Raw genomic sequence first — 24,345 nt, 5'->3', positions numbered from 1 at the left:
GGCATTTCCATTCATCAGCAGGACCGGGGGTGACCGCGGGTCGCCACCACTCGCCGTGAGCCCGGACGGACCCGAAGCGATATACAGGTCAGCGTGGAACTGGACAGGCTGGATCGCGACATCATCGGGGCGCTCGTCGAGGACGCCCGAGCCACATACGCGGAGATCGGACAGCGCGTGGGCCTGTCGGCGTCGGCGGTGAAACGCCGGGTGGACCGGCTGCGCGAGACCGGTGCCATCACCGGGTTCACCGCCAGGGTGGAGCCCGCGGCGCTCGGCTGGACCACCGAGGCCTACGTGGAGCTGTTCTGCGCGGGGAAGACCTCGCCGTCGGAGATCGGAGTGGCCATCGGCCGCCATCCCGAGGTGGTCTCGGCGTGCACCATCACCGGCGAGGCCGACGCGCTGCTGCACGTCAGGGCCACCGATGTGCGGCACGTGGAGAGGGTGATCGAGCGCATCGCCTCGGAGCCGTTCGTGGTGCGGACCAAGAGCTCCATCGTGCTCTCCCGGCTGATCGAGGCACCGCTCATGACCTCGCGCGGCGAACCGTTCGTCGCCCCGCACAACGAATCACCGTTCATCGCCTGAAGCGCGCAAGAAACCCGCGTCAGAACGCAAGAGCAAGCTCTTGGCCTGCGAGAACACCGTTTCCTAGGCTGATGTCGCCGCCATTGGGCCGGCATTTCACTCACGACCTTCGATACGGGGTTATTCATGACGAGGCACTACCTCATGTGTCGGCCCGACCACTTCGCGGTTGAGTACGCGATCAACCCGTGGATGCATCCCGAGGCCGGAGCCGACCGTGAGGTGGCGATCAGGCAGTGGGAGACGCTCAGGAGCGCCTACCAGGAGCTCGGTCACCGCGTCAGCCTCATCGACCCGGTGGAGGGCCTGCCGGACATGGTCTTCGCCGCCAACGGGGCGCTGGTGGTCGGCGGCCGCGTGTACGGCGCGCGGTTCGCCCACCCGCAGCGGGCGGCCGAGGGCCCCGCCTACCTGGACTGGTTCGTCGACAACGGCTACCAGCGGGTCCGCGAGGCGACCTTCACCAACGAGGGCGAGGGGGACTTCCTCACCCTCGACCACCTGGTGCTGGCCGGCACCGGCTTCCGCACCGACATCACCGCTCACAAGGAGGCCCAGGAGTTCCTCGGCCGGCCGGTGGTCACCCTGCAGCTGGTGGATCCGCGGTTCTACCACCTGGACACCGCCCTCTTCCCGCTAAACGGACACAACGTGGCATACTTCCCAGGGGCTTTCTCCCCTGGAAGCCAGGAGGTGCTCCGCTCTCTCTTCCCCGACGCCATCATCGCGAGTGAGGACGACGCCTCCGTGCTGGGCCTCAACGCGGTCAGCGACGGCACCAACGTGGTGATCAACGTCGAGGCCGCCAACCTCCAGCTGGAGCTCAAGCGCCGGGGCTTCGAGGTCGTCCCCGTGGACCTGTCGGAGCTCCGCAAGGCCGGGGGCGGTCCGAAGTGCTGCACGCTGGAGATCAGGGGATAGTGCCGGGCGAAACGGCCACGGACCAAGGAGGGGCGGATACCGAATGACCAGCACGGACGAATTCATCGAGCTCAGCGAGCGCCGCAGCGCTCACAACTACCATCCCCTGCCCGTCGTGATATCCGAGGCGCAGGGCGCCTGGGTGGTCGACGTGGAGGGCAGGCGGTTCCTGGACTGCCTGTCCGGCTACTCCTCGCTGAACTTCGGGCACGGCAACCCGAAGATCATCACAGCGGCCCAGGAGCAGCTGTCCAGGCTCACCCTGACCAGCCGGGCCTTCTTTCACGACCAGTTCGCCACCTTCGCCGCCGGGCTGGGCGACCTCACCGGCAAGGACATGGTCCTGCCGATGAACACCGGCGCCGAGGCCGTGGAGACCGCGATCAAGGTGGCCCGCAAGTGGGGCTACGAGGTCAAGGGGGTGGCCGCCGAGCAGGCCAACATCATCGTGATGGAGGACAACTTCCACGGTCGCACCACCACGATCGTCAGCTTCTCCACCGACCCCGACGCCCACGACGGCTTCGGCCCGTACACCCCCGGCTTCAAGATCGTAAAGTACGGCTCCGTCGAGGCGATCCACGAGGCCATCGACGCCAACACCGTCGCGGTGCTGCTGGAGCCCATCCAGGGCGAGGCCGGCGTGCTGGTCCCGCCGGACGGGTACCTCACCCAGGTCCGCGAGTTGTGCACCGCGGAGAACATCCTGATGATCGCCGACGAGATCCAGTCGGGTCTGGGCCGCACCGGTGACACCTTCGCCTGCGACCACGAGGGCGTCGTCCCCGACATCTACGTGCTGGGCAAGGCCCTGGGCGGCGGCGTCGTCCCGGTCTCGGCGATCACCGCGAACGAGGACGTGCTCGGCGTGATCAGGCCGGGGCAGCACGGCTCCACCTTCGGCGGCAACCCCCTCGCCTGCGCGGTCGCGAACGCGGTCATCGAGATGCTCGGCACCGGCGAGTACCAGGCGCGGGCCAGGGAGCTCGGCGAGGTCATGCACGAGAGGCTGCGCGGCCTGATCGGCCAGGGCGTGGTCACCGTCCGCGGGCGCGGCCTGTGGGCGGGCGTCGACATCGACCCGTCCCTGGCCAGCGGGCGCGAGGTCTCCAAGGCGCTCATGGCCCATGGCGTCCTGGCCAAGGACACGCACGGCTCGACCGTCCGTCTCGCCCCGCCGATCGTCATCTCCGAGGAGGACCTCGTCTGGGCGATCGACCAGCTCGGTGCCGTCCTCGCCGAACTGGCGGAGTGAGCCGTCGGCTCGGACGGGCCGGCGGAACCTCGACATGACGGAGCCGGTGCGGCTCTCGCCTCCATGGACGCGAGAGCCGCACCGGCTCCGTTGCGTTTCCGCCCCCCAGGTCCCCGGGCGGGGACCTGGGGGGCGGCTCCTACGTCGTCCAGCCGTCGCGGGTGGTCAGGCCCAGCCGCTCGCGCCGTTCCTCCTCGGCCACCAGCCAGGCCGGCCTGGCCTTGGCCGGAGGCCGGTAGAGCCGCTTGACGGCGACCCCGCCGAAGACGAAGGACCCGAAGAAGGCGAGCCCGACGAGCGCGTCGAGGAGTTCCTGCCCGGACACCCAGGTGTAGGCCAGCATCACCGCCCAGAGGGAGAACATGATCGCCCCCGGGAACTGGGCGAAGGGCAGGTTGCGCCACTCCTTCGGCTTGGCCTCGTCGAAGTAGCGCTCGGCCCACGCGCTCTGCGCGTCCGCCCCGCGGAACCGGCGATGGTTGACGAACCCGAGGATCGCCATGAGGGCGGCGGCGAGCACCGCCCACACCGGCGCGTGCGGGTAACCCGTCAGCACGGCTGTCTCATCCAAAGAGCTTGTTCCATCCCTTCTTGATCCCGGAACCGATGGACTTGGCGGTGTTCACCACAGGATCTCGCATCTTGTCGTAGGCGGCGATGGCGGTGTCACCGACGACTCCGCCGACCATACCTCCGATGTAGGCACCGGCCGCGCCGCAGACCGCCGCGAGGACCACTCCGGGGCTGCACGCCGCGGCCCCGATGGTGGCACCCGCATAGGCGCCGCCGGCCACCGCGGCACCGCGGATACCGGCTCGCAGGGCTTTCTCGCCCTTGTTGATGTCCTTTCCACTGTCGGAGTTCCACTGGGTCAGCGCGCCGTCGGCGAAGGTGGTCACCAGCCCGAACCGGCCCAGGAACTTTCCGGCCTTGGCCAGGCGGCCGCCCCACTTGATGCCGCGCGCCTCCACCCTGACCGACTTGGCGTCGTACCACTTGCGCAGCCCGTTCCAGAACCAGCTGCTCTTCCAGTTGCCCTGCGGGTAGCTCGCCGCCTTGAGGGCGTAGATGCCGCCCATCACGCGCCCGTTCTCGGCGACGTTGGTTCCCCAGGTGTTGAGCATGTCGGACGGGCCGCCGAAGCCGTAGGCGAGCCAGCCCAGCGCCGTGAACTTGCGGGGATCGACGCTGCTGAGGGTGTTGTTCTTGACGGTACTGCCGTAGGAGGTGGTCACGCCGCCGCTCGGCGCCGGGCGGTGCGGTGCGCCGCCACCACCGCCACCGCCCCCGCCGCCTCCGCCGCCCTTGTTGCCGCCACCGCCGCCGCTGTTGAGCAGCGCCATCAGCGCCCGAATGATCGCCAGCAGAGCGGCGATCCAGCTTCCCCAGAACTTGCCGTCCGGGTCGGTGAAGGTGACCGGGTTGTTGTTCGCGTAGGCGTACCCGTTCATCTGCTGCGGGTCCTGCGGGTCGATGATCGGGTCGACGCTGATGAAACGGCCGGTCGCCGGGTCGTACTCGCGGGCGCCCAGATGTGTCAGGCCCGTGGAGGAGTCGACGGTGCCACCGACGAACCCCTTCTCCGAGGGCCATGTCCCCGGTGGCGCCCCCCGCAGCTGGCCGAAGGGCTTGAAGCGGCGCTGGGAGACCGCCTGGGTGGTGGCGTTGATCGCGAGCTCGCCGGTGCCGTTGTGGTCGTTGGCCAGGAAGGTCACGCCCGCCGTGGTCCTGACCGCGACCGCGACCGTGTCGTGGACGTAGTACCTGGTGGCCTCGACCTTCGTGGTGGCGTTGTCCAGCCGGAGTTCCATGCCCGGCAGGTACAGGGTCGTGGCGGCCGGTTCCCTGCGGATCAGCCGGTTGCCGTCGGCGTCGTAGAGGTAGGAGGTGACCTTGGCCCCGTCGGTGACCTTGCTCAGCCGCCCCTCGGCGTCCCAGTCGAGCTTCTGGTCGACGGCGCCGATCTTGCGGCTGGTCGTGTTGCCGGTGGCGTCGTAGCCGTAGCTCTCGACGCGCGCGCCCGCGCCCCCGGTCTGGGTGACCGAGGCCAGCGCGTGCGGTTGCGGGGCCCCGGGGGCCGGGTAGCCGTAGAGGCGCTGGGTGTCGGCGGTCCCGCCGATGCCGTGCTCGACCTCCCTGGTCCTGTTGCCCGTCGCGTCATAGCCGAACGACTGCCAGTACGGTGCCACACCTCCGACGAGGTTCGCCGCCGGTGCGGTGGCGCAGCTCTGGGTGCCCTGCGTCCACGCCTCGGTCATCCTGCGCAGGTAGTCGTAGGAGAAGCACTGGGTGTCCGTGCCGGACCGGGAGACGTCGGAGACCGCGGTGACGTTGCCCGCCGCGTCGTAGCTGTAGGTGGCGTTGCGGTCCACCCCGGCGACGTCCTCGCGGTCGACCCGCGCCGACTTCAGCCGCTGCGTGCCGTACTCGTAGGAGTTGGTCAGCCAGACCTTCTTGCCTCCGGTGGAGAGCTCGTACTGCTCGGGCTTGCCGGTGAGGCTGTGGATCGACCTGGTCACGTAGGAGGTGAGCCCGGAGGTGACGGTGGGCCGCCGCAGCTCGTCGTAGGAGTAGACGACGGTCTCGGCCGCCAGGCCGCCCGAGGCCGGGAAGGTGGCGGACTGTACCGTGCCGTCCAGCTTGTAGCGGGTGTCGAACTGGTAGCTGCCCGCCAGCTCCTTCTCGGTGCCGGGGATGGTGACCGTGGTCCGGATCGCCCGGTCCAGGTTGTCGTAGGCGTTGACGGTCGTGGTGTACGCCTGGCCGGCCACGTTCCTGGTGGAGCTGGAGAGCTGCCCCTTGCGGACCGTGTCGTAGGTCCACGCCGTCAGGACGGTGCCGGTCTGCGACCCCTCACGGACCTCGGTCTTGCGGCCGAGCGCGTCGTAGGTCGTGAACAGCTTGGCGCCCCTGGCGTCCTCGGTGGAGGTCACCCGGTCCAGGTCGTCGTAGCTGGACCTGGTCGTGCCCTTGTCCGGGTCGTCCACCCGGATCTCCCGGCCGCGCAGGTCGTAGTGGTGGGTCCAGGTGTTGTTCGCCGCGTCCTTGACCGTGGCGAGCTTGCCCAGCGGGGTGTAGGTGTAGAGGGTCCGGTCGAAGTCGCCGGTCGGCGAGTCCCCCCGGTACTGGCGCAGCTCGACGATGTGGTCGCGCGCGTCGGTGAAGGTGGTGACCGGCGTGTCCCCGGTCGGCGGGTCCACCGTGACCCGGCCCCCGGCGTAGGAGGTGGTCGTGCGCCATTTCTCCTGGGTCTCGCCGTTGCCGACGAGGAACCGCTCGACGGTCACCCGGTTGCGGCCGTCGAAGTCGAAGACCTTCTGCGACTCGACGTTGCCGTCGAAGGCTCCGAAGAGGGTCGTCGAGGGCGCCCCGGTCGAGTAGTACTGCCCGTACTCGCGGGCGACGTTGCCCCGGGAGTCGTAGAGCTTGTCGGAGATCAGCCGCCCGCCGTCCGGCCCCGGATCCTGGGTCTGGCGCAGCCGCAGCCTGCCGTCGTACAGCTCGTAGGTGGGCTCGGTCTGGCCGCCCTCGGCGGTCAGCCGCTTCGTGCCGATCGCGATGATCTGACCGTCGGTCACCCGGTAGCTGAACTCCAGGTTCGGTGTCTGCCCGGACGCCTTGGAGCGGTCTGCCATCCACACCTTGAGCAGGCGGCCCAGCGCGTCGTACTCCAGGTCGGTCCGCTTGCTGTTGGCGTCCAGTTTGACCGTCTCGAAGCCGAAGGCCGGGTCGCGCTCCTCGCTCGTCACGTGGGCCGTGCCGGCGTCACCGGGCTTCACCGGCGGTCCGGTGGTCTTCACCAGCGTGGCCAGGCCCGCGGTGTCGGTGTAGGCGACGGTCGTGACGTTGCCCGCGGCGTCCTTCGTGGTGAGTTCGCGGCCGTAGGAGTCGTAGGTGGAGACCTCGGTGGGGACGTACGTCGCGGTGGTGCCGTTGTGGCTCGCGATCTTCTCGACCCTGGTGACCTCTCCCCTGGTCGGCGCCGCGCCGAAGGCGCCGTTGTCGTAGAAGGAGCGCCCGTCCTCGATCACGTGTTTGGACCGGTCGGGCGTGACCGAGCAGGCCACCGAGAGGCTCTCCACCCGCGAGGGGAACTTCAGCATCCAGGCGGTCTTGTCCTGCGCGTACGTGGTCCTGACACACCGGTCGTCGGCCGCCGTGGCCAGGTCGCCCTTGTCGTCGACCTGGGTGGCCAGGCCCGTGGCGGGATCGTAGGAGGTCACGGTCTCGGTCTCCCGCCACTTCCCCTCGTCCATGGCGGTCCAGGTGTGGCTCTTGGCGACGTCCGTCAGGTTGGCGGTGACCGTCCCCCAGCTCCTGGTCCGGCTGGCGGTCTGCTGCCGCCACGGGGTGTTGACCGTCTTGACGGCCACCGCGCCGCCGACCCCCTCGTACTCCGTCCTCTTCAGCTCGAAGCCCTGCAGCGCCTCGTGGTCGACGTGCTCGCCACCCTCGCCGTCCTTGACGGAGACCTTCTTGGTCCCGCCGTCGGCGTTGAGCCGGTCACCGTCCATGCCCCTCAGGAACAGGCGTTCGTTCTGGGAGCGCAGGTCGTTCCACCCTCCCGTCTTGACCCGCACCCGGCCGTAGCCGCGCCACTGCGACCAGGTCTTGTACTTCTCCTTGGTCATGCCGTCGTCATCGTCGTAGTGCCAGGCGGCACCGTCGAGATACTCGTAGGTGGTGAGCATGTCCGGCGCCTTGCCGGTCCTGTCGCTCTGCACGACCTGGGTGACCACGTACTTGTGGAACCAGTCCCGGATCGGGTCGGCATGGCCGGCCGGTGTCCACTTGACCGGGAAGCAGCGCCGGGTGTTGGTCTCCGGCGTCGGCAGCGAGGACAGTGTGCAGTCGGCGTCGGAGTAGTTGACGTCGATCTGACCACCGGACTCGTCGTAGATCGCCCCGACTCTGTACTTGATGAACGGCGCGATGTCATCGCCCAGTTTGTCCACCCGGTTGGGCAGCTGGACGTGGTTGAACGTCACCGGGGGCAGCGTGATGGCCGGGGACGCCGCGTGGCCGGTGTGCTGGATCGACTTGACCAGCAGGGCCCTGTCGATGTCGGCGTCGCCCCACAGGTGGTCCAGTTTCCAGGAGTCGACGTCCCGGTAGTCTCCGTCGGCCTTCAGCACCTGGGTGGTGACCTTGGTCAGCCGCTTGCGCGACCAGAAGGTGGGCGCCAGCGTGCCGTGGGTGCCCTTGCACTCGGTGCCGGCGGCGCAGTTCAGGTCCCAGGGCACGTCCGGCCACCTGGTCGGGTTGGCACCGATCTTGTCCGCCGCGCAGTCGGCGGCGGTCGCCGACAGGCAGCGCTCCGAGACGCCGAAGACCACCCGGGCCGACGGCTTCGCCGAGAACAGGGTGCCGGCGCGCTGGCCGTAGTCGATCCGGTCCAGCCAGCCGCCCCGCACGTAGGGGGTGTCGTCGGCGGGCTTGAGGTTGCGGCCGTAGTGGTTGCCCTCCTGCGTGTAGAAGTAGGAGATGGCGTTGCCCCGCGGGTCCACGACGTAGTCGAGGTTCCACCGGTAAGCCTGCTGGCACCAGGAGGTGGCGAACGTGGAGCCGTGGCAGGGCTCGCCGTCGTCGTCGCCGAAGACCGGGTGGGTCCACGTCGACTTCGTCTCCTCCTTGCCGGTGCTCCAGCCGGGCAGGCGGTTCAGGCCGAAGAAGTACTGCACGCCCTCGGTGGTGGTCAGCTTCCAGTACTCGCCGTCGTTGTCACCGTTGGCCTTCCCGGTGTCCTTGATCCGCTCGATGCGGGTGCCGTCGTCGTTCTTCATCCGCCAGGTGCCGTCCGCGGCCTGGACCAGCTCGCCGCCCTTGCCGTTCCAGCTGAGCGTGGCGTTGTCGTAGGCCCAGCACTGGTCGCCCGGCGGGGTGCCCCACTCGTCCTTGGGAGCGCCGTCGTCGGCACACGGCTTGTAGCCGCGCTGGATGTAGCCGGGCCAGTAGTCGAAGCCCTCTCCCACCCAGGACGGCTGGTTGTTGGTGTTGGACGTGCGGCCGTCCATCGCGCCCGAGGAGTAGCCGATCTCCACCTTGGGCGCGAGCTCGCCGGGGACGGGGGGCACCCGCATCGGGTACGACCAGGCGAAGTCGCCCGACTGCTCGGAGACCGCCCAGGTCGACGAGGCCGACAGCGCCGTCGCCTTGTAGTCGCCCTTGTCACTGGACTCCCCCGCCACCGCGGCGAGCACCGTCGCCTGCGGTGCGGCCGTCACCTCGGCCGACAGCGTTCTCGCCTCGGTGTCGTTGCGCGAGGGGACCTCGGTGCCGGTACGGCACTCCGGCGCGTCAGGGGTGGTCAGCGCGCAGGCCGGCAGCCGGACCAGGCGCAGGCGGCTGCCGTAGGACCCGCCGAAACTCCCGGCGAACCCGGAGTAGTCCAGCTCGACGCCGACCTGGCCGGTCCCGGGGCCGCCCACGGTCAGCACGACCCCGTCCACGCCGGCGCGCCGCGCCGCCGCCTGTTCCAGGACCTGGACCTTCACCTCTTCCACGGGGGGCGCCGCCCCCCTGGCCCGTGACTGGGGAGCGCGCACCCGGACCGGCAGGTTCCCGGCGCGGACCGCCTCCCCGCTCGCCGGTACCCTCGCCTCGGTCACGCCCGGCTCCGGCCAGCCCTTCGGGGCCGGGTCGGGCTCGGCCGCCGCGGGGTCGGGCTTGCGCGGTCTCACCGTCTCCGCCCTGCCGGGTACCACGCGCTCGGCGCTCTCGACCTCGGGACGCTCTCCGTCCGGCCCGACCGCGGCGTGCGCCGGCGGCGCCACCAGCAGGCCCGCGGCGGTGACCAGTGCCGTGAACACGGCCAGCCATCGCCGGGTACCCGATTCGTATAACCCCTTCATGAACATCCTCCGCACAGGCGCAGGCCACCGGCCGCCGCACGCGGCGGCCGGGGCACCTCAGGAAATGGGGGTGGAAGGGGGATCGCGAACCGTGGCCCGCGACCCCCTTCTCAGGTCAGGGGCCGGTCTCGGTGTCGAGCTCGTTGCCCGCGGCCAGCATCTGGATCTGCTCCTGTGTGGCGACCCCCTGGAAGGCCCACACGTCGTCGATCACGCCGGGCCAGTACTCGCCCCAGGCGCCGTCGCCCTTGGTCCGGCCGAGCTGCAACCCCTTCGTGGCGTTGAAACCCAGCACGTTGAACCGCCAGGACACCTGCTCCTCGGTCTGCTCCAGCTCCCCGTTGACGTAGAGCCGCATCTCGTCCTGGAGGGCGTCGTAGGCGATCGCCACGTGGTCCCACTCGAAGCTGGACTGGAAGGCCGAGTGCTCCGTGGTGGGGCGCGCGGCTCCCGCGGCGTCCTTGTCCGGCATCTCGATCTGGTAGCCGCCCGCGTTGGCCGGGTCCGCCGGGTCCGGCCGATAGCGGAGGGTGAAGGCGCTGTTGACCGCGCCCTCCTGGCTGAAGACCGCCGCCGTCCGGCCGGGACGGCCCGCGCTGGTCACCCAGCCGGCGACGGTGAAGCTGTCGTCCGTGCGCACCACGGGACCGGCGCTGGCCGCGTAGTCGCCGTCGCCGTCCAGGACCAGTGCGCCCGGCGGGGTGCCGACCCAGCCCGCGCCCTGGTCGATGCGGGCGTTGCCGTACAGGGTGACGTGACGGCCCGCGGTGCCGTCGTCGGCCGCGATGGTCAGCGGGGAACCCGAGGCCAGCGTGGCGATCTCGGAGTCGGTGACGACCTGGTCGAAGATCCGCAGGTCGTCGATCTCACCGGGGAAGAACGATCCCGCCGCGCCGTCGTAGGAACCCGCGCCGAGCTGCACCGGCCCGGTGGCGTTCCACGGCGTGGTGAACGCCGTGGTCGAGGCCAGCTTGCCGTTGACGTAGAGCCTGATCTGCTTGGTGGCCGCGTCGTAGGTTCCGGTCAGGTGCGTCCACACCCCACCCTGTGGCACCGAGGTGGACTGCGCCCGGATGATCGTGGCGGAGGCGTTGTTCGCGCTGAACCGGTTGAAGATCCACCGATCGTAGGAGGAGGAGTAGTACAGCTCGAACGCCGGTTTCACCGTCGCGGTCTGGGTGGCGATGATCCCCGCATGGGTGGGTTTGGTGGCGGGGAGCCTCGCCCAGGCCGACACCGAGAAGCTCTTGGTGGTGTCGAGCACGGCTCCGGTGGTCTTCAGGTACCCGGTCGTGCCGTTGAGGGTGACGGCCTTGCCGAACTTCCCGGTCGTGCCGAAGGTGACGGTGCCGACCTTGCTCGCGGGGTGGACGCCGCCCGCCTCCTCGGCCCGGGTCGCGCCCGCCGCCTCGTCCAGCTTCCAGTACGCCTTGCTCGCCCGGACCGCCGAGGCCGAGTCGTTCAGCTTCCAGCGGGCGTTCACCACCGGGTGCTGGCTGAAGAGGTTGCCGACCTCCTCCGGGGTGACGATCCGGTCGAAGATCCGCAGATCGTCGACCTCACCGGGGAAGAACGCGTCCGGGACCGTGCTGTACAGACTCGCACCGATCTGTACGGGTCCGGTGGCGTTCCACGGCGTGGTGAACGCCGTGGTCGAGGCCAGCTTGCCGTTGACGTAGAGCCTGATGTGCTTGGCGACCGAGTCGTACACGCCGACCAGGTGCGCCCACTCCCCGCCCTGCGGCGCGGTGGTCCCGATCGCCCGCACGATCGTGGCGCTCGTGCTGTCGGTGCTGAACCTGTTGAAGATCCACCGGTCGTAGGAGGAGGAGTAGTACAGCTCGAAGCCCGGTCGCGCCGTGCCCGCCTGGGTGGCGATCACCCCGGCGTGGGTCGGTTTGACCTCCGGGAGCCGCGCCCACGCCGACACCGAGAAACTCGTGGTGGTGCCCACCACCGGAGCGGTGGTCCTGGCGTACCCGCTGACGCCGTTGAACTGCGCGGCGCTCTTCGAGATGCCGTCCACACCCAGCGTGACGCCGCCGGTGACGGTGGCGGGGAAGGTTCCCCCGATGTCCGTGACCTGCGGGGAGTCGATGGGCTCGTCCAGCGGCCATTCGGCCTTCGCCGGCGCTCCGGCCTTGACCCTGAAGGCGTGGCGGCCGATCTCGCTGGCGTTGCCGGCCGCGTCGAAGGCCTGGACCGTGATGTAGTTCAGCCCCGCGTGCTCGGGCGCGATGTCGATCGTCACCGGCCCGCCGTTGGTGCTGGGCTTGCGCTCGTTGGCCTGCGTGGGGTTGCCGTTGATCCCGAACCAGTACTTGACGACGTCGGTGGAGGCGGAGTCGGCGGTGAAGGCTCCGTAGCGGCCCACCCCGTCGTACCACGGGTCGAGCTCGTTCTCCGGGTCCGACGCGGGATAGGCGGTCGAGGTCAGCACCGGAGCGGCCGGCACGCTCTTGTCATAGGTGTAGTAGCAGCCGGTCGCGTCGCCCGCGTAGCTCCACGGGCTGTACTGGTAGCCGTCCCAGGTGCGTACGGACCAGGCGATCGTCTTCTTCTCGGGGATCGTCGAGGGCATCTTGACCTGGAACGTCGATCCCGTGGTCTTGGGGCCGATCCTGCCGGAGGTCCACTTCGTCGCGCCGTCCCAGCTGGCCTGGAACTCGGCGTACACCTTCTTGGCGTCGGCGGAGTCGGAGTCGTGCAGCACCGCCGACAGCGTCGGGGGCACCCGCACCGCCGGGGCCGGGGAGTAGACGCACTTGCCTCCCGGGTCCATCGTCAGGTTGGCCATCTTCGGCTGGGGCGGCGGGGTGTTGTAGTTGACCCGGAGCCAGGCGTCGTCGGCGAACCGCTTCCATCCGTACGGGTCGGTCTCGTACCCGGCCTTGAGGCCGAACGTGGTGGTCGACCACTTGCCCGCCGCGGCGTCCTTGACCGCCTTGGTCGCGTTGAACTCCACGTCGCCACCCGGGCAACTGGAGGACCAGCCCTTCGCCACGTCCCGGGTGTCGAGGTGTTCGAGCCAGTTGTCCTTGGTGGAGTTCCAGGTCGAGCCCTCGACGAACCCCTTGGTCCGCCAGAGCTGCACGGTGCGGCCGTCGCAGGAGTAGGACCAGGTCTCCTTGGCGACGAACTCCGCGGAGATGATGTACTTGCCCGCGTAGGCGCTGGTGGGCATCCGGTAGAAGATGCGCTTCACGTCCGAGGGCGCGCACTTGGAGTCGCCCGAGCAGTAGCCCATGCCGGAGTCGGCCTTGCCGCCGAACTTGTAGTACGACGTGCTCGGGTAGGTGCGGGAGACGTACCCCCAGGCAGAGGCCTTGACCGTCTTCCACACCGGGTCGATGTAGACGGGAAAGCGCGTGTCGGGAGCCGTCAGCAGCGCGGCCTCGGGAGTGAGGGTGAGTGATCCGTCCTCGACGGCGGCTCCGACGTCGGCCACCTTCGAGGTCGGTGCGGGGCCCCTGGCGAGGTCCTCCTGCGGCTCGGCCGCCGCGCGCCTCTCCGTCCCGGCCGACGCGGTCCCGGCCTGCGTGCCGGAGTCCCACATGATCGCCGACGGGGCCTCGAAGACCGCGCCTCCTCCCCCGGTGTCGACGGCTCGCAGTTGCCCGTCCGTCTCCGCGCGCACCGCCAGCTCGGTCCCGCCCAGGTCGAAGCCGAGCCGGGCGAGGGCTCCGCTCTCCGCCGCCTCCCTGGTCTTGACGACGAGCGTGTGCGCGAACCCGTCGGTGTCGGCCCGGACGACCAGGTCGACGTCCTTGAGCACCGACCGGTAGACGGCCGAGTCGCCCTGCAGTTCAGGTTCCGGCAGTTTCCCCGGCCACTTCAGCGACATCTCCCGGCCGGCCCGAGCCATCCGCACCATGGGCTCGTCCCCTCCACCGGAGAGGGTCAGATCGACGGTGGAGGCCCGGGGCCCGATGGACCCGTCGGGCCTGCGGATCAGGGTGACGTCCGGCGCCACCCAGGAGCTGTCCTGCCGGACCCTGACAGGGCGCAGGTGCTCCACCGCGGTGAAGGAACCGTCGGGGTTGGCGAAGACCTCCCTGCTCTCACCCCGCTTGGCGAGGATCTCCGTGCTGCGGCCCGTCTCGCGGGCGATCCTGCCGGCCTGCTCATCCGTCGGAGCCACCGGCTCCGCCGAGGACGCGACCGCCCTCGGAGCCCCTTCATGGACGTCGATCCCGACCGTTAACCCCGTAGCGATAACCCCGACGGCCAGTACGGCCGCCAGGCCCCGTAACGTTGACATGCGCCTCACCAGAAAAAGGGATGACGGCAGCCCAAAGCTGTGTCACCTGGTAGAAAAGGGGCAAATCAGCGCTGATGATCACCATGTAAAACCGGGTGACGCTCGTTGTCAATGATCTTTTTGCGATCGAAACGAACGTACTTACGGCTCTCGGTAAGCGGTTTCCACAACTTCCCAGGTGGGTGCGTTCCACAGCTTCCCGGGCGCGCGAGAAGAATGCCCCGGTTCTCTGGCCGGACGTCGCCCGGAAACCGCGGCGCGCCCCGGACCTCTCGGCACGGGGAACGGAGGCGCTTCGCTAGATCCCCTTCAGCTCCACCGTGGTGATCTCCGAGACGTCGGTTCCGGTGGCGGTGTCCCAGCGGACCGAGGTGGGGGCGGTGTCCAGGGACAGCACCGCCACCGCGTTGGAGAACCAGGGGCCGTTGGTGATCCGCCACCTGAAGGGCGCCTTGGGGATCTTGGCCAGCCGGGAGAGCGAGCGTCCGATCAGGCTGGCGACACCGAACTGGGCGACGATGTTGGCCAGGCGGAGCGTGCGGCTCAGCGGGTTGCGGATCGGCGAGCAGACCAGCTGGTAGACGGGGAGCCCGTGCGCCTTCGAGACATAGGAGTAGTGCACGTCTCCAGAGAGTATGATCACCGGCCTGCCCAGCCCGGCCAGCAGCCTGGACAGGTCCTCGAAGGAGCGCCGGAAGGCCGCCCAGTGCTCCAGGTCCAGCCCCTGGCGCAGCGCCTCCGACCAGCGGGCCACCCTGGCGCCCCAGGCCCCCTGCGCCAGCGCCTCGTTCCAGTTCTGGATGTGGTGGATGCCCGCGGGAAGCAGGAACGGCACCGAGGAGCCGATCACGTAGCGCTTCGCGCCGTCCCGCTGGAGCTGCTCGGTGAGCCACTCCCACTCCACCGGGTCGATCATGCGCCGGTCTTTCGGGGTGAGCCGGCGGGAGCAACGGGAGTCCAGCATGATCAGGCGGGTGTCGCCGAGGTCGCGGGCGTAGCTCCACCGGCTGTCGGCGGGTACGTCGTAGGCGTGCTCGGCGAACGCGTCGAGGACCTCCCCGCCGTCCCCCTCGGCCGCGCACACCTTGCTGAGCAGTTCGTCGGCGGCGCGCTCCGCCGGCGACAGGTTGCCCAGATGCTGGTAGACCCAGTAGGCGCCGATCCCGGAGATCACCCGGTGCCGCCACCACGGGACGTGCTCCATCTGCTCGCGCCAGGTGCTGGAGGTGTTGAAATCGTCGCGCAGGTCGTGGTCATCGAAGATCATCGCGGTGGGCACCGTGGAGAGGATCCAGCGGATCTCCGGGTCGGCCCACGCCAGGCGGTACAGCTCGGCGTACTCCTCGAAGTCGGCGATCTCCTTCTTCGGCTCGCCGTCCCTGCGGTTTCCGATGAACTTCAGCATCTCGGCGGAGGGCTCGTCGGCGTAGACCTGGTCGCCGAGGAGCAGCAGCAGGTCGGGCCAGCGGTCCTCGGGCGCCTCCATCAGGGTGCAGCCGTACGCGCGCAGCATGTCCACCCCGTGGGAGATCGTGTGCAGGGGGTCGTGCGGCACGCTGGTCCGGCAGGAGCCGAACATCACCCGGTCCGGCCCGTCGGGGCCGAGCAGGCGGATGCGGCTGGGCGGCTGGTCGGGCAGCGGCCACACGGTCTCGGTGTCCAGGCGCACCTGGTAGGTCCCGCCGCCCGCCACGTCCACGATCGCGTAGTGGTGACCGTGCACCGTGAACGTCCTGGCCTGCGAGCTCACGCCACCGACCTCGACCGTCACCTCGCACGGCTCGCTCGTCTCCAGCCATACCGACGCGCTCGTCTCGTCGACGTAACGCAACATCGGTCCGAGCACAAGTTCCGGCACGTTCATCCCCTCAGTCACCGCACGACGGCGGGAATCCTTTACCGGAGCCCGCCAGATCCGTACCTTCCTCCCAGATTGCCCAGAGACGCGGACAGATAACAACGCACCATCCGGTCGCGGTGGCGCGACCAGGCCTCGGAGCGGTCACGAGAACGAAACACTGCCCGTCCCCGCAGGCAAAAAAGCGCACCTACTCTGATCGTGACCAGCTGCCCCGGGCGGAGCAAAGGCGCTCCGCTCACCGTACGGAGGTTTCCCTTGAGGACGCTCACGGTGCCGTCGACGACGCCGGCCACCATCGCTCCCGTCAGCCCTGGCCGTCAGGCCCTCGACACCGCGCTCTTCCAGCTCGGCCAGGCGGCCGACCGGCTGGACCTGGACGACAGCCTGCGCGCCATGCTCGCCACTCCCCGCCGCTCACTCACCGTGTCGGTGCCGGTCCGCCGCGAGGACGGCCGGATGGACGTCGTGCAGGGTTTCCGGGTGCAGCACAACATCACCCGTGGCCCGGCGAAGGGCGGCATCCGTTTCCACCCCCGCACCGACGTCCACGAGGTCACCGCGCTGGCCATGGGGATGACGTGGAAGTGCGCGCTGGCCGGCATCCCGTACGGAGGCGCCCAGGGCGGCGTCTCGGTGGATCCCGCCTCGCTGAGCACCCGGGAGCTGGAGCGGGTCACCCGCCGCTACGTCAACGAGGTGCTGCCGATCGTCGGCCCCGAGCGGGACGTCCCGGCCCCCGAGGTCGGCGCCGACAGGCGGACCATGGCCTGGATCATGGACACCTACTCGGTGAACGCGGGCTACCCGCTGCCCGGCGTGACGACCGGCGGATCGACGACCTCCGGCTGCGCGCCGGAGCGGGCGGAGGCCACCGCACGCGGCGTGCGGTTCGCCACGCTCAGGGCCATGTGCGGCTCCCCCGAGGGCCGTACCGTCGCGATCCAGGGCTTCGGCAAGGTCGGCGCCCCCACCGCGCGCCACCTCGCCGACGCGGGCGCTCTCGTGGTCGCGGTCTCCGACAGCACCGGGGCCGTGGTCAACCGTTCGGGCCTGGACGTCGACGGCCTGCGGGCGTGGTCGAAGGAGACCGGTGGAGTGCGCGGCTACCGCGAGGCGGACCCGCTGTCCCACGACGACCTGCTGGAACTCGATGTGGACGTGCTCGTTCCCGCGGCTCTGGAGGGGGCGATCACCGAGCAGAACGCCCCCCGGATCAGGGCCGGCCTGATCGTGGAGGGTGCCAGCTGCCCCACCACGCCCGGGGCGGACCGCGTCCTCGCCGACGCGGGCATCACGGTGGTCCCCGACATCCTGGCCAACGCGGGCGGTGTGATCGTCTCCTACCTGGAGTGGCTGCAGGAGGCGCAGGCTCGTTCCTGGAGCGCGCGCGAGGTGGACGCGAGGCTCCGCGGCCTCGTGGAGAACGCGTTCGACACGGTCGCGGCGGTCTCGGCCGAGGGAGGGATCACCCTGCGCCAGGCCGCCCACGTGATCGGCGTCGGCCGGGTCGCCGAGGCGCACCGTTCGCGCGGGCTCTGATCCTGAAACCGCGCCCCGTCACGCGCTACCGGGCCGCGGCGGTGACGATTTCCTCGCAGATCGCATGGGTGGCCAGGGCGTCGGCGGCGTCGACGACGGTGCCGGAGCGGACCGCGTCGAGGAACTCCAGGCAGACCTGCTCGATGCCCCGCTGCCGGGAGACCGGGGTCCAGTCGCCCCGCCTGGTCAGGGTCTCGGCGCCGGCGTGGTCGGTCACCTCGGCCATGTTGACCACCCGGCGCTTGGCGCCGCCGCCCATGACCTCCACGCTCTCCTCCGCCAGGCCGCCCATCCTGTTCATGATCCCGAAGGCGGTGAAACCGTCCCCGGAGAGCTCCAGCGTCACGTGCTCCAGCAGTCCCTCCCTGACCCGGGTGCGGACGACGGTGTGCTCGACCTCACCCGGCACCAGGAACCTGAGCGTGTCCACGACGTGGATGAAATCGTCGTAGACGACGGCTCGCGGGTTCTCCGGATGGCGCGCACGGTGCTTCTGCATCACCACCAGATCGCGGGGAAGATCGCGCAGAGCGGCGTAGGACGGCGCCCTACGGCGGTTGAAACCGACGAGCAGCGACCGCTCGCTCTCCCGCGCCAGCCGCACCAGGCGCTCGGCCTCGGCGAGGGTGTAGGCGATCGGCTTGTCCAGGTAGACGTGGACGCCGGCCCGCAGCAGCGGCTCGACGACCTTCACGTGCGCCTCCGTCGCGACGTGCACGAAGGCCGCCTCGACCCCCGCGCCGAGCACCTCGTCCACCGAGGAGAGCCGGCGTTCGACCCGGTAGGCGTCACCGAGGCGGTCGAGCGTGGCACGGTCGCGGGTGCACAGGTGCAGGTCGAGGCCGGAGGTCGCGCCGAGGACAGGCAGGTAGGCCTTCTGCGCGATGTCCCCGAGGCCGATGACAGCGATCTTCATGCTGAGAGCCTACGGCGCGCGCTTTTCCGGCGCGTACGTCGCGCCCCGGGCCGGCGCACCCGCCGTACGGCGTCCGGCCGGTTCCTACGCCGCCGCGGCCAGACGGTCGCGCCACCACGCGATCGTCGCGACCAGCGCCTCGTCCATCGGGGTCGGCGCGATGCCGAAGGCCTCCTGGAAGTCATCCGAGTCCAGGACGAAGGGCCGGACGAACTGGTAGCGCAGCTCCTCCAGCTCGCCGAGCATCGGGGAGAAGGTCCCGGCGGCGCGCAGCAGCCAGTGCGGCATGGCCTTGACTCCCGGGTCGGGGATTCCGGCGAGCGCGCACAGCCGCGCGGCGACCTCGCGCACCGTCATCGGCTCGTTCGTCGGGATGTGCCAGGGGCGGCCCCAGGCCCGGTCACCCTCACCCGCCGCGATCAGGGCCCGCGCGACATCGGGCACGTAGGTCCAGCTGTGCGGCTGTGCGGGGTCGCCGACGACGCGAACGGCCTTGCCCGCCAGCAGCCTGGGCACGAGCCTCTCCCCCAGGTGTGACTGGTCCAGGCAGCCGGGGCCGAAGAAGTCGGATCCGCGCACCTCGGTCACCCGGACCCGGCCCGCCTCGTGCGCGGCCAGGGCCTCCTGCCACAGCCGGACCCGTATCTCGCCCTTGGCGCTAGGCGGGGTCAACGGGTCACTCTCCCGCATCGGCCTGGTGGGAGCGGCGTAGACGTAGAGGTTGCCGAGGATGACATATCCGGCGCCGGTGTCCTCGGCGGCTCCCAGCAGCGACGCGGCGAGCGGCGGCCAGTCCCGCGCCCACCGGTGGTAGGGCGGGTTGACGCAGTTGTAGAGGACGGCGGCGCCCCTGGTCAGGGCGGTCAGCTCCGTGCGGTCGCCCGCGTCGGCGGCGACCCTGCGAATGCCCGGCAGTTCGGGTCCCGAGCCCGAGCGGCTGACCAGGACCACCTCGTGGCCCTGCCCGGCCAGCAACCGGGCGACCTCGGAGCCGACCTGACCGGCTCCCGCGATGACGTGCTTGGCCATGATGGTTCTTCCTTCACTGGTTCCAGAGGAGCCGCAGCGCGGCATTGACGACGAAGAGTGCGGCGAAGGCGATCCCGGGGACGACACGGCCGGCCATGACCAGCGCCGCGGCGCCGCCGCCGAACCAGAGCACCTCCAGGACGGCACGGGCGAGACCGGTGAGCGGGATCGTCGCGCCGTTGGGCGCGCCGAAGATCGCCCAGGCCACGACGAACAGCGCGGGGCCGCCGAGGCCGAGGAGCAGCTTCACCGGCCAGTTCGAACCGGTGACGAAACCCCAGTAACCGACCGAGGCCAGCACGCCCAGCTCCAGCAGGAACATGACGAGCAGGTTGGTGTTCTTGGCCAGGGAGATCATGGGGGCTCCTAAGAGATTGCCGCTCCGTTCTGAGAGCAATGCTCTCGTTAAAGAGCGCCGTTCGTCAAGAGCAGTGCTCTCGTTTCTTTCCACTGCTCTGATATGGTCGGGACATGAGTTCGAGCCTCACCGCACGCGAAAGGGTCAGGGCCGAGCTGACCCGCGAGATCGCCGACGTCGCCCGCGGGCAGCTGGCCGTCGACGGCGCGAGCGGCCTGTCCCTGCGCGCGGTCGCCCGCGAGATGGGCATGGCCTCCTCCGCGATCTACCGCTACTTCCCCTCCAAGGACGACCTGCTCACGGCCCTGATCATCGACGGCTACAACGCCCTCGGCGAGGCCGTGGAGAACGCCGACGCGGCCGTCCCGCACACCGACCACGCGGGCAGGTGGATGGCGGTCTGCCACGCCGTACGGGACTGGGCACTGGCCCACCCGCACGAGTACGCCCTGCTGTACGGTTCCCCCGTCCCCGGCTACCAGGCTCCGCAGGACACCGTCCCCGCCGCGATCCGCGACACCGTCGTCTACGGCCGGATCGTCTCCGACGCCCACCGGGCCGGAACCCTGAACCCACCCGGCGACCACCCGCCCGCCCCGCCGTCCTTCCGCGAGGACGCCGCACGCCTGCGCGAGCTGATGCCCGACGTCCCCGACGACGTGATCGTCCGCGGCCTGATCACCTGGACCGGCCTGTTCGGCTGGATCAGCTTCGAGTTGTTCGGCCAGTTCAACAACGCGATCCTGGACCGCGCCGCGGCCTTCGACCACACCATGCGCTGTCAGGCCCGCACCCTCGGCCTACCCGCCTGACATGTCACGACTTAGCGGCGATCGGTAACGGTTGCCGATTCAACGTGATAAACGAGAAGAATCGGCTTTCGAGTGAGCCGTCCCCCCACAGGCGAGAGGCGCTGCCGACTTCATGGTGGACAGTCCCATTCACGGCGAGGGTGTGACGGTCCGCACCCTCTTCGAGCGGAACTCCTTCGCACTGGACTACTACCAGCGTGAGTACACCTGGACCCGGCACGAGGTCAGCACGCTGATCGACGACCTCAGCCAGCGCTTCCTCAGCCAGTGGAACCCCCTGCACGACCAGGAGGAGGCCGGCCGCTACGCCCCGTACTTCCTGGGCCCCTACGTCTACCACGAGAGCGACGGCCGCACCTTCCTCGTCGACGGCCAGCAGCGCGTCACCACCCTCCACCTCGTGCTCATCTATCTCCGGCAGCTGCTGCTCGACCAGGAGATGTGGATCAACGTCGACGAGTTGGAAGGGCTCACCTACACGGCGCGGCACGGCAGGCGGAGCTTCAAGGTCGGCAGCTCCGAGGAGCTGTCCCGCGCGCAGCTGCTCAACTCCCTGGTCACCGATTGGAACGGTCTCAAGGGGTTCACCCTGCCCGACGACGCGCACATCTCGGTACGCAACCTGCACGACCGGAGCAGGGAGATCGACGGGGAGTTCCCCGAGGAGTTGCGCGGCGAGGCCCTGGTGCCCTTCGTCCGGTGGCTGCTAGACCGGGTCTGCCTGGTCGGCATCCGGGCCCTCGACCAGGAGAACGGCCGCGAGATCTTCGTGTCGATGAACGACCGGGGGCTCCGGCTGAGCCACGTGGACCTGCTCAAGGGCCATCTCTTCCGGCGGATCGGCGAGCAGCCGCGCGAGGAACTGGGCAGGGAGTGGGCCGACATGCTGGCCCGTCTCACCACCGCGGAGACCGACTCCCCCGAGGCCAACACGCCCAGCGCGTACGTCCGCTCGTTCCTGCTGGCGCAGTACGCGCACCTCGACAAGGACTCCGAGGACGCCGCCGAGATCGGGCGGGCCGTCCACGAGTGGATCCTGCGCAACGACGTCCAGCTGGGCCTCGGCCGCCCGGCAGAGGCCGAAAAGTTCGTGCGGAAGCTCACCGACGTGTCGAAACGCTACTGCGAGCTGCTCCGCGCCTGCCGGGAGTTCACGCCCGCCCTGGCAGCCGTCTACTTCAACGGCTACAACGGCATCGACAACCAGTTCACACTGCTGCTCTCCGTCGTCTCTCCCGAGGACACCGACGAGGTGTTCGTCCGGAAGACCTCGATGGTCGCCTCATTCCTCGACCTCCTCTACGTGCGCAGGTGCGTCAACAATCTTCCCGTGCAGCGCCGCGACCTCGACGAGGTCATCCACCGGCTGATCCCCGTCCTGCGGATCTGCCGGACCGCCGAGGACGTCGCCACGGTCCTCGGCCGGGAGACCTCCCTGCTCGACCACGACTTCCGCGAGCTGGCCTCCTTCGGGCTGCGGGCCAACAACCGCCGCGTGGTCCGCTACCTGCTCTCCCGGATGACCGCCCACGTCCAGCGCGCCTGCGAGGGAGGGCAGCACGAGTACGCCTTCCTGCGGGGGCGGCGCGACTACGAGATCGAGCACATCTGGGCCAACCGCTTCGAACGGTACCGGGACGCCGTCAAGACCACCGCCGAGTTCTACATCCGGCGCAATCGCCTCGGCGCCCTGCTGCTCCTGCCCAAGTCCGTCAACGCGAGCTTCCGCGACGATCCCTACGACAGGAAGATCGAGCACTACTACGCGGAGAACCGGCTCGCCGCCTCTCTGCACCCCAAGAGCCGCCTGCGCAACACCCCGTTCACCCATTACCTCAGGGACTCGGGGCTGGACAAGGCGTTCCGGCCCTGCCCCAGTTTCGGGGTACGGGAGATCGAACAGCGCCAGCACCTCTACCGGCTGCTCTGCGAGGAGATCTGGAACCCGGCCAGGCTCGGCTTCCGCCTGCCGGTGATCCCGCTCCCGACTCCTGTCGAGTCGCCCACGACCCGCCGCCACTACGGCGTCGAGGTCGCCGACCTGATCAGGAGCGGCCTGATAGCGCCGAACGCCAAGATCTTCCGTACGGTCAAGGGCGAGGTCCACCACGCCACGATCGAGGAGGACGGAAGGATCAGGCTGGCGGCGACGGACCAGGCGTATCACTCCCTGTCCGCCGCCGGGGCCGCGGCCGCGGGGAGCAAGGCGTGCGCCGGTTGGGACGTCTGGCGCATCGACCGCGACGGCGCGGCGATCCCGCTGAAACGCCTCCGCGAGGAGGCCATCACCCGCGGCCTCGTCTCCACGAACTGACGAACCGGCCGGAGGGTGAAGCCTCCCTCAAGCGAGGTGCGGTCCGACGTCGACGTTGCCCGGCAGTGCCGTGGAGTAGGGGCGGTGCCGGTGTGCCCGTCCGGCGAGACAACCGGCTGGCCGGGGATCCACCTCCGGCAGGTGGACCGTCACCTCGACACCGATGAGGGAGAATCACCCGCGAAGAGACGATCGTTGACGAACGGGTTGCGGAACTTGCCCGTGGGGTCGAGGTCGGCGGCCAGCCGCCGGAAGTCCGGTAGCCGGTCGTACCGGGACGCCAGGCGCTCGGGGCCCATCAGGAAGAGCTTGCCCCAGTGGGGGCGGGCCTCGAAGGGCTCCAGCAGATCCTCGATCACGGTGAGCACCCGGCGCACCGCGGGCCAGTCCTTCTTCCAGGTGAAGTGGACCGCGACGACGTCCTGGCGGTAGGAGGGGCTCAGCCACAACTCGTCCGCCGCGACGGTGCGGATCTCCGACACCTGCAGGACGGGGGAGACGACGTCCCTGACCCCGTCCAGCGCGCGGAGCGCGGTCAGGGCGTGGCGGCGCGGGAGCAGATACTCCGACTGGAGCTCCTCCCCGCTGCTCGGGGTGAAGTCCAGGCGAAAGTGCGGCAACCGGTCGTACCAGGGGCCGGGCACCCCCAGTTGCGCGGTGCAGTTGACGGCGGACAGCCCCGGCAGCGGGTGCCGGTCGGCCGGCGCGGCCGTGGCGTCCAGCCAGCGCGACACCGGCTCCCACGGGCCGGGCTCGCCGTCACGCCGCTTCACCCACACCTGGTCGATCACCGGGCCGTCCCATCCGGTGAACATGCTCACGCTGTATCCGGCCGAGGTGATCTCCTCGAAGTGCTCCTCAAGGCGCGCCCAGGGCAGGTTCTCGTAGACGTGCTGCCGCACCTCGAAGGCCGGGACGACGTCGAGGACGACCCTGGTGACGACTCCCAGCGCGCCGAGCCCGACGACCGCCCCCGCGAAGCGATCGCCGTCCCGCTCCCGGCTGAGGAAGGTGACCTCACCGTCGGCGGTGACCAGTTCGAGGCCGGAGACCGCGGTCGCCAGGTTGCCGTTGGCGTCGCCCGAGCCGTGCGTGGCCGTGGCGCAGGCACCGGCGACCGAGATGTGCGGCAGCGAGCCGAGATTGTGCAGCGCGTAGCCCGCACCGTGCAGATAGCGGCTCAGCTCGCCGTAGCGCACCCCGGCGCCGACCGTGACCGTGCCGCGTGCCGGGTCGAGCTCGGGCCCACCCGGCAGACCCTCCAGCGAGACGAGGTCACCGCCGGGACGGTCGGCGATCTCGTTGAAGGAGTGCCGGGTGCCGAGTGCCCGGACGGCGTCGCTGCCGGCGACCAGTTCCTGGAGCTGCTCCATGCTGCCGGGGCGGTGGAACCGCGCGGCGCCGTAGGTGATGTTGCCCGCCCAGTTCAGCAGCCGTCCGGTCAAGTCGTGCCCTCTCTACGCCTCGCGCCAGGCCGTGCACGGCGGATGCGCGCCGCACACGGGTGGCCATGCGAGGGCGCGACGACGGCATCACCGCCCCAAGGGTATTTCAGGCTCGTACGGCGGCGGAATGCCCCGCCGCCATGCAAGCCGATGTTCCGGGGATCGGGCCGCCGTTTCATGACGGGCGGCGGC

At 69.9% G+C, this 24,345-nt stretch carries 14 protein-coding genes; 6 read left to right on the top strand and 8 right to left on the bottom strand.

From position 1 onward, the window contains the following. Positions 1-93: 93 nt before the first annotated feature. From ABT061_RS06405 to rocD, 3 genes are all read left to right on the top strand, one after another. Positions 94-591 carry an Lrp/AsnC family transcriptional regulator gene (locus ABT061_RS06405; RefSeq protein WP_350913324.1) on the top strand — a complete coding sequence of 166 codons (498 nt, stop codon included), beginning with the start codon at positions 94-96 and terminating at the stop codon, positions 589-591. Between the two features lie 126 nt (positions 592-717). Next, positions 718-1,512 carry a dimethylargininase gene (gene ddaH / locus ABT061_RS06400; protein WP_350913322.1) on the top strand — a complete coding sequence of 265 codons (795 nt, stop codon included), beginning with the start codon at positions 718-720 and terminating at the stop codon, positions 1,510-1,512. A gap of 43 nt (positions 1,513-1,555) precedes the next feature. Beyond that, entirely contained in the window at positions 1,556-2,767 is a 1,212-nt protein-coding gene (gene rocD / locus ABT061_RS06395) for an ornithine--oxo-acid transaminase (protein ID WP_350913320.1), read from the top strand. Positions 2,768-2,906: 139 nt separating this feature from the next. On the opposite strand, the gene ABT061_RS06390 is transcribed toward rocD, so the two are convergent. The 4 genes from ABT061_RS06390 to ABT061_RS06375 all read right to left on the bottom strand — a co-directional run bounded on the left by ABT061_RS06390 (position 2,907) and on the right by ABT061_RS06375 (position 15,743). Further along, positions 2,907-3,338 (bottom strand): hypothetical protein, encoded by a 432-nt coding sequence (locus ABT061_RS06390; RefSeq protein ID WP_350913318.1) that lies wholly within the window; start codon positions 3,336-3,338, stop codon positions 2,907-2,909. Beyond that, entirely contained in the window at positions 3,331-9,618 is a 6,288-nt protein-coding gene (locus ABT061_RS06385; RefSeq protein WP_350913315.1) for an RHS repeat domain-containing protein, read from the bottom strand. The genes ABT061_RS06390 and ABT061_RS06385 overlap by 8 nt, the downstream gene beginning before the upstream one ends. A gap of 115 nt (positions 9,619-9,733) precedes the next feature. Further along, the gene (locus tag ABT061_RS06380) at positions 9,734-13,759 is read right to left on the bottom strand and encodes a LamG-like jellyroll fold domain-containing protein (RefSeq protein WP_350913313.1); all 4,026 of its coding nucleotides are present in this window, start codon (positions 13,757-13,759) and stop codon (positions 9,734-9,736) included. Positions 13,760-14,177: 418 nt separating this feature from the next. Then, positions 14,178-15,743 (bottom strand): alkaline phosphatase D family protein, encoded by a 1,566-nt coding sequence (locus ABT061_RS06375; RefSeq protein ID WP_502991370.1) that lies wholly within the window; start codon positions 15,741-15,743, stop codon positions 14,178-14,180. A gap of 252 nt (positions 15,744-15,995) precedes the next feature. Here ABT061_RS06375 and ABT061_RS06370 point away from each other — a divergent pair, with 252 nt between their 5' ends. Next, on the top strand, positions 15,996-17,279 hold the full coding sequence (locus ABT061_RS06370) for a Glu/Leu/Phe/Val family dehydrogenase (protein WP_350913308.1): 1,284 nt from the start codon (positions 15,996-15,998) through the stop codon (positions 17,277-17,279). 25 nt (positions 17,280-17,304) lie between these two features. Here ABT061_RS06370 and ABT061_RS06365 read toward each other — a convergent pair whose 3' ends face one another. The 3 genes from ABT061_RS06365 to ABT061_RS06355 form a co-directional block, all read right to left on the bottom strand. Continuing rightward, positions 17,305-18,195: a Gfo/Idh/MocA family protein gene (locus ABT061_RS06365; protein WP_350913305.1), complete on the bottom strand. Its 891-nt coding sequence runs from the start codon at positions 18,193-18,195 to the stop codon at positions 17,305-17,307. Positions 18,196-18,279: 84 nt separating this feature from the next. After that, the gene (locus tag ABT061_RS06360; protein WP_350913303.1) at positions 18,280-19,224 is read right to left on the bottom strand and encodes an NAD-dependent epimerase/dehydratase family protein; all 945 of its coding nucleotides are present in this window, start codon (positions 19,222-19,224) and stop codon (positions 18,280-18,282) included. Positions 19,225-19,237: 13 nt separating this feature from the next. Next, positions 19,238-19,582 carry a YrdB family protein gene (locus ABT061_RS06355; RefSeq protein WP_350913301.1) on the bottom strand — a complete coding sequence of 115 codons (345 nt, stop codon included), beginning with the start codon at positions 19,580-19,582 and terminating at the stop codon, positions 19,238-19,240. Between the two features lie 113 nt (positions 19,583-19,695). Between ABT061_RS06355 and ABT061_RS06350 the strand changes: the two genes are divergently transcribed. Together ABT061_RS06350 and ABT061_RS06345 are read left to right on the top strand one after the other, a co-directional pair. Next, on the top strand, positions 19,696-20,394 hold the full coding sequence (locus ABT061_RS06350; RefSeq protein ID WP_350913299.1) for a TetR/AcrR family transcriptional regulator: 699 nt from the start codon (positions 19,696-19,698) through the stop codon (positions 20,392-20,394). Positions 20,395-20,506: 112 nt separating this feature from the next. Beyond that, positions 20,507-22,708 carry a DUF262 domain-containing protein gene (locus ABT061_RS06345; protein ID WP_350913297.1) on the top strand — a complete coding sequence of 734 codons (2,202 nt, stop codon included), beginning with the start codon at positions 20,507-20,509 and terminating at the stop codon, positions 22,706-22,708. Between the two features lie 149 nt (positions 22,709-22,857). Here ABT061_RS06345 and ABT061_RS06340 read toward each other — a convergent pair whose 3' ends face one another. Continuing rightward, a complete protein-coding gene (locus tag ABT061_RS06340) occupies positions 22,858-24,153 on the bottom strand; it encodes an FAD-binding protein (RefSeq protein WP_350913295.1) in 1,296 nt (431 codons plus the stop codon). Positions 24,154-24,345 lie beyond the last annotated feature (192 nt).

Source organism: Streptosporangium sp. NPDC002544 (assembly GCF_040295965.1).
GTDB lineage: Bacteria > Actinomycetota > Actinomycetes > Streptosporangiales > Streptosporangiaceae > Streptosporangium.
The sequence above is the reverse complement of the archived record's forward strand: the minus strand, read 5'-3'. Positions and strand labels throughout refer to the sequence as shown.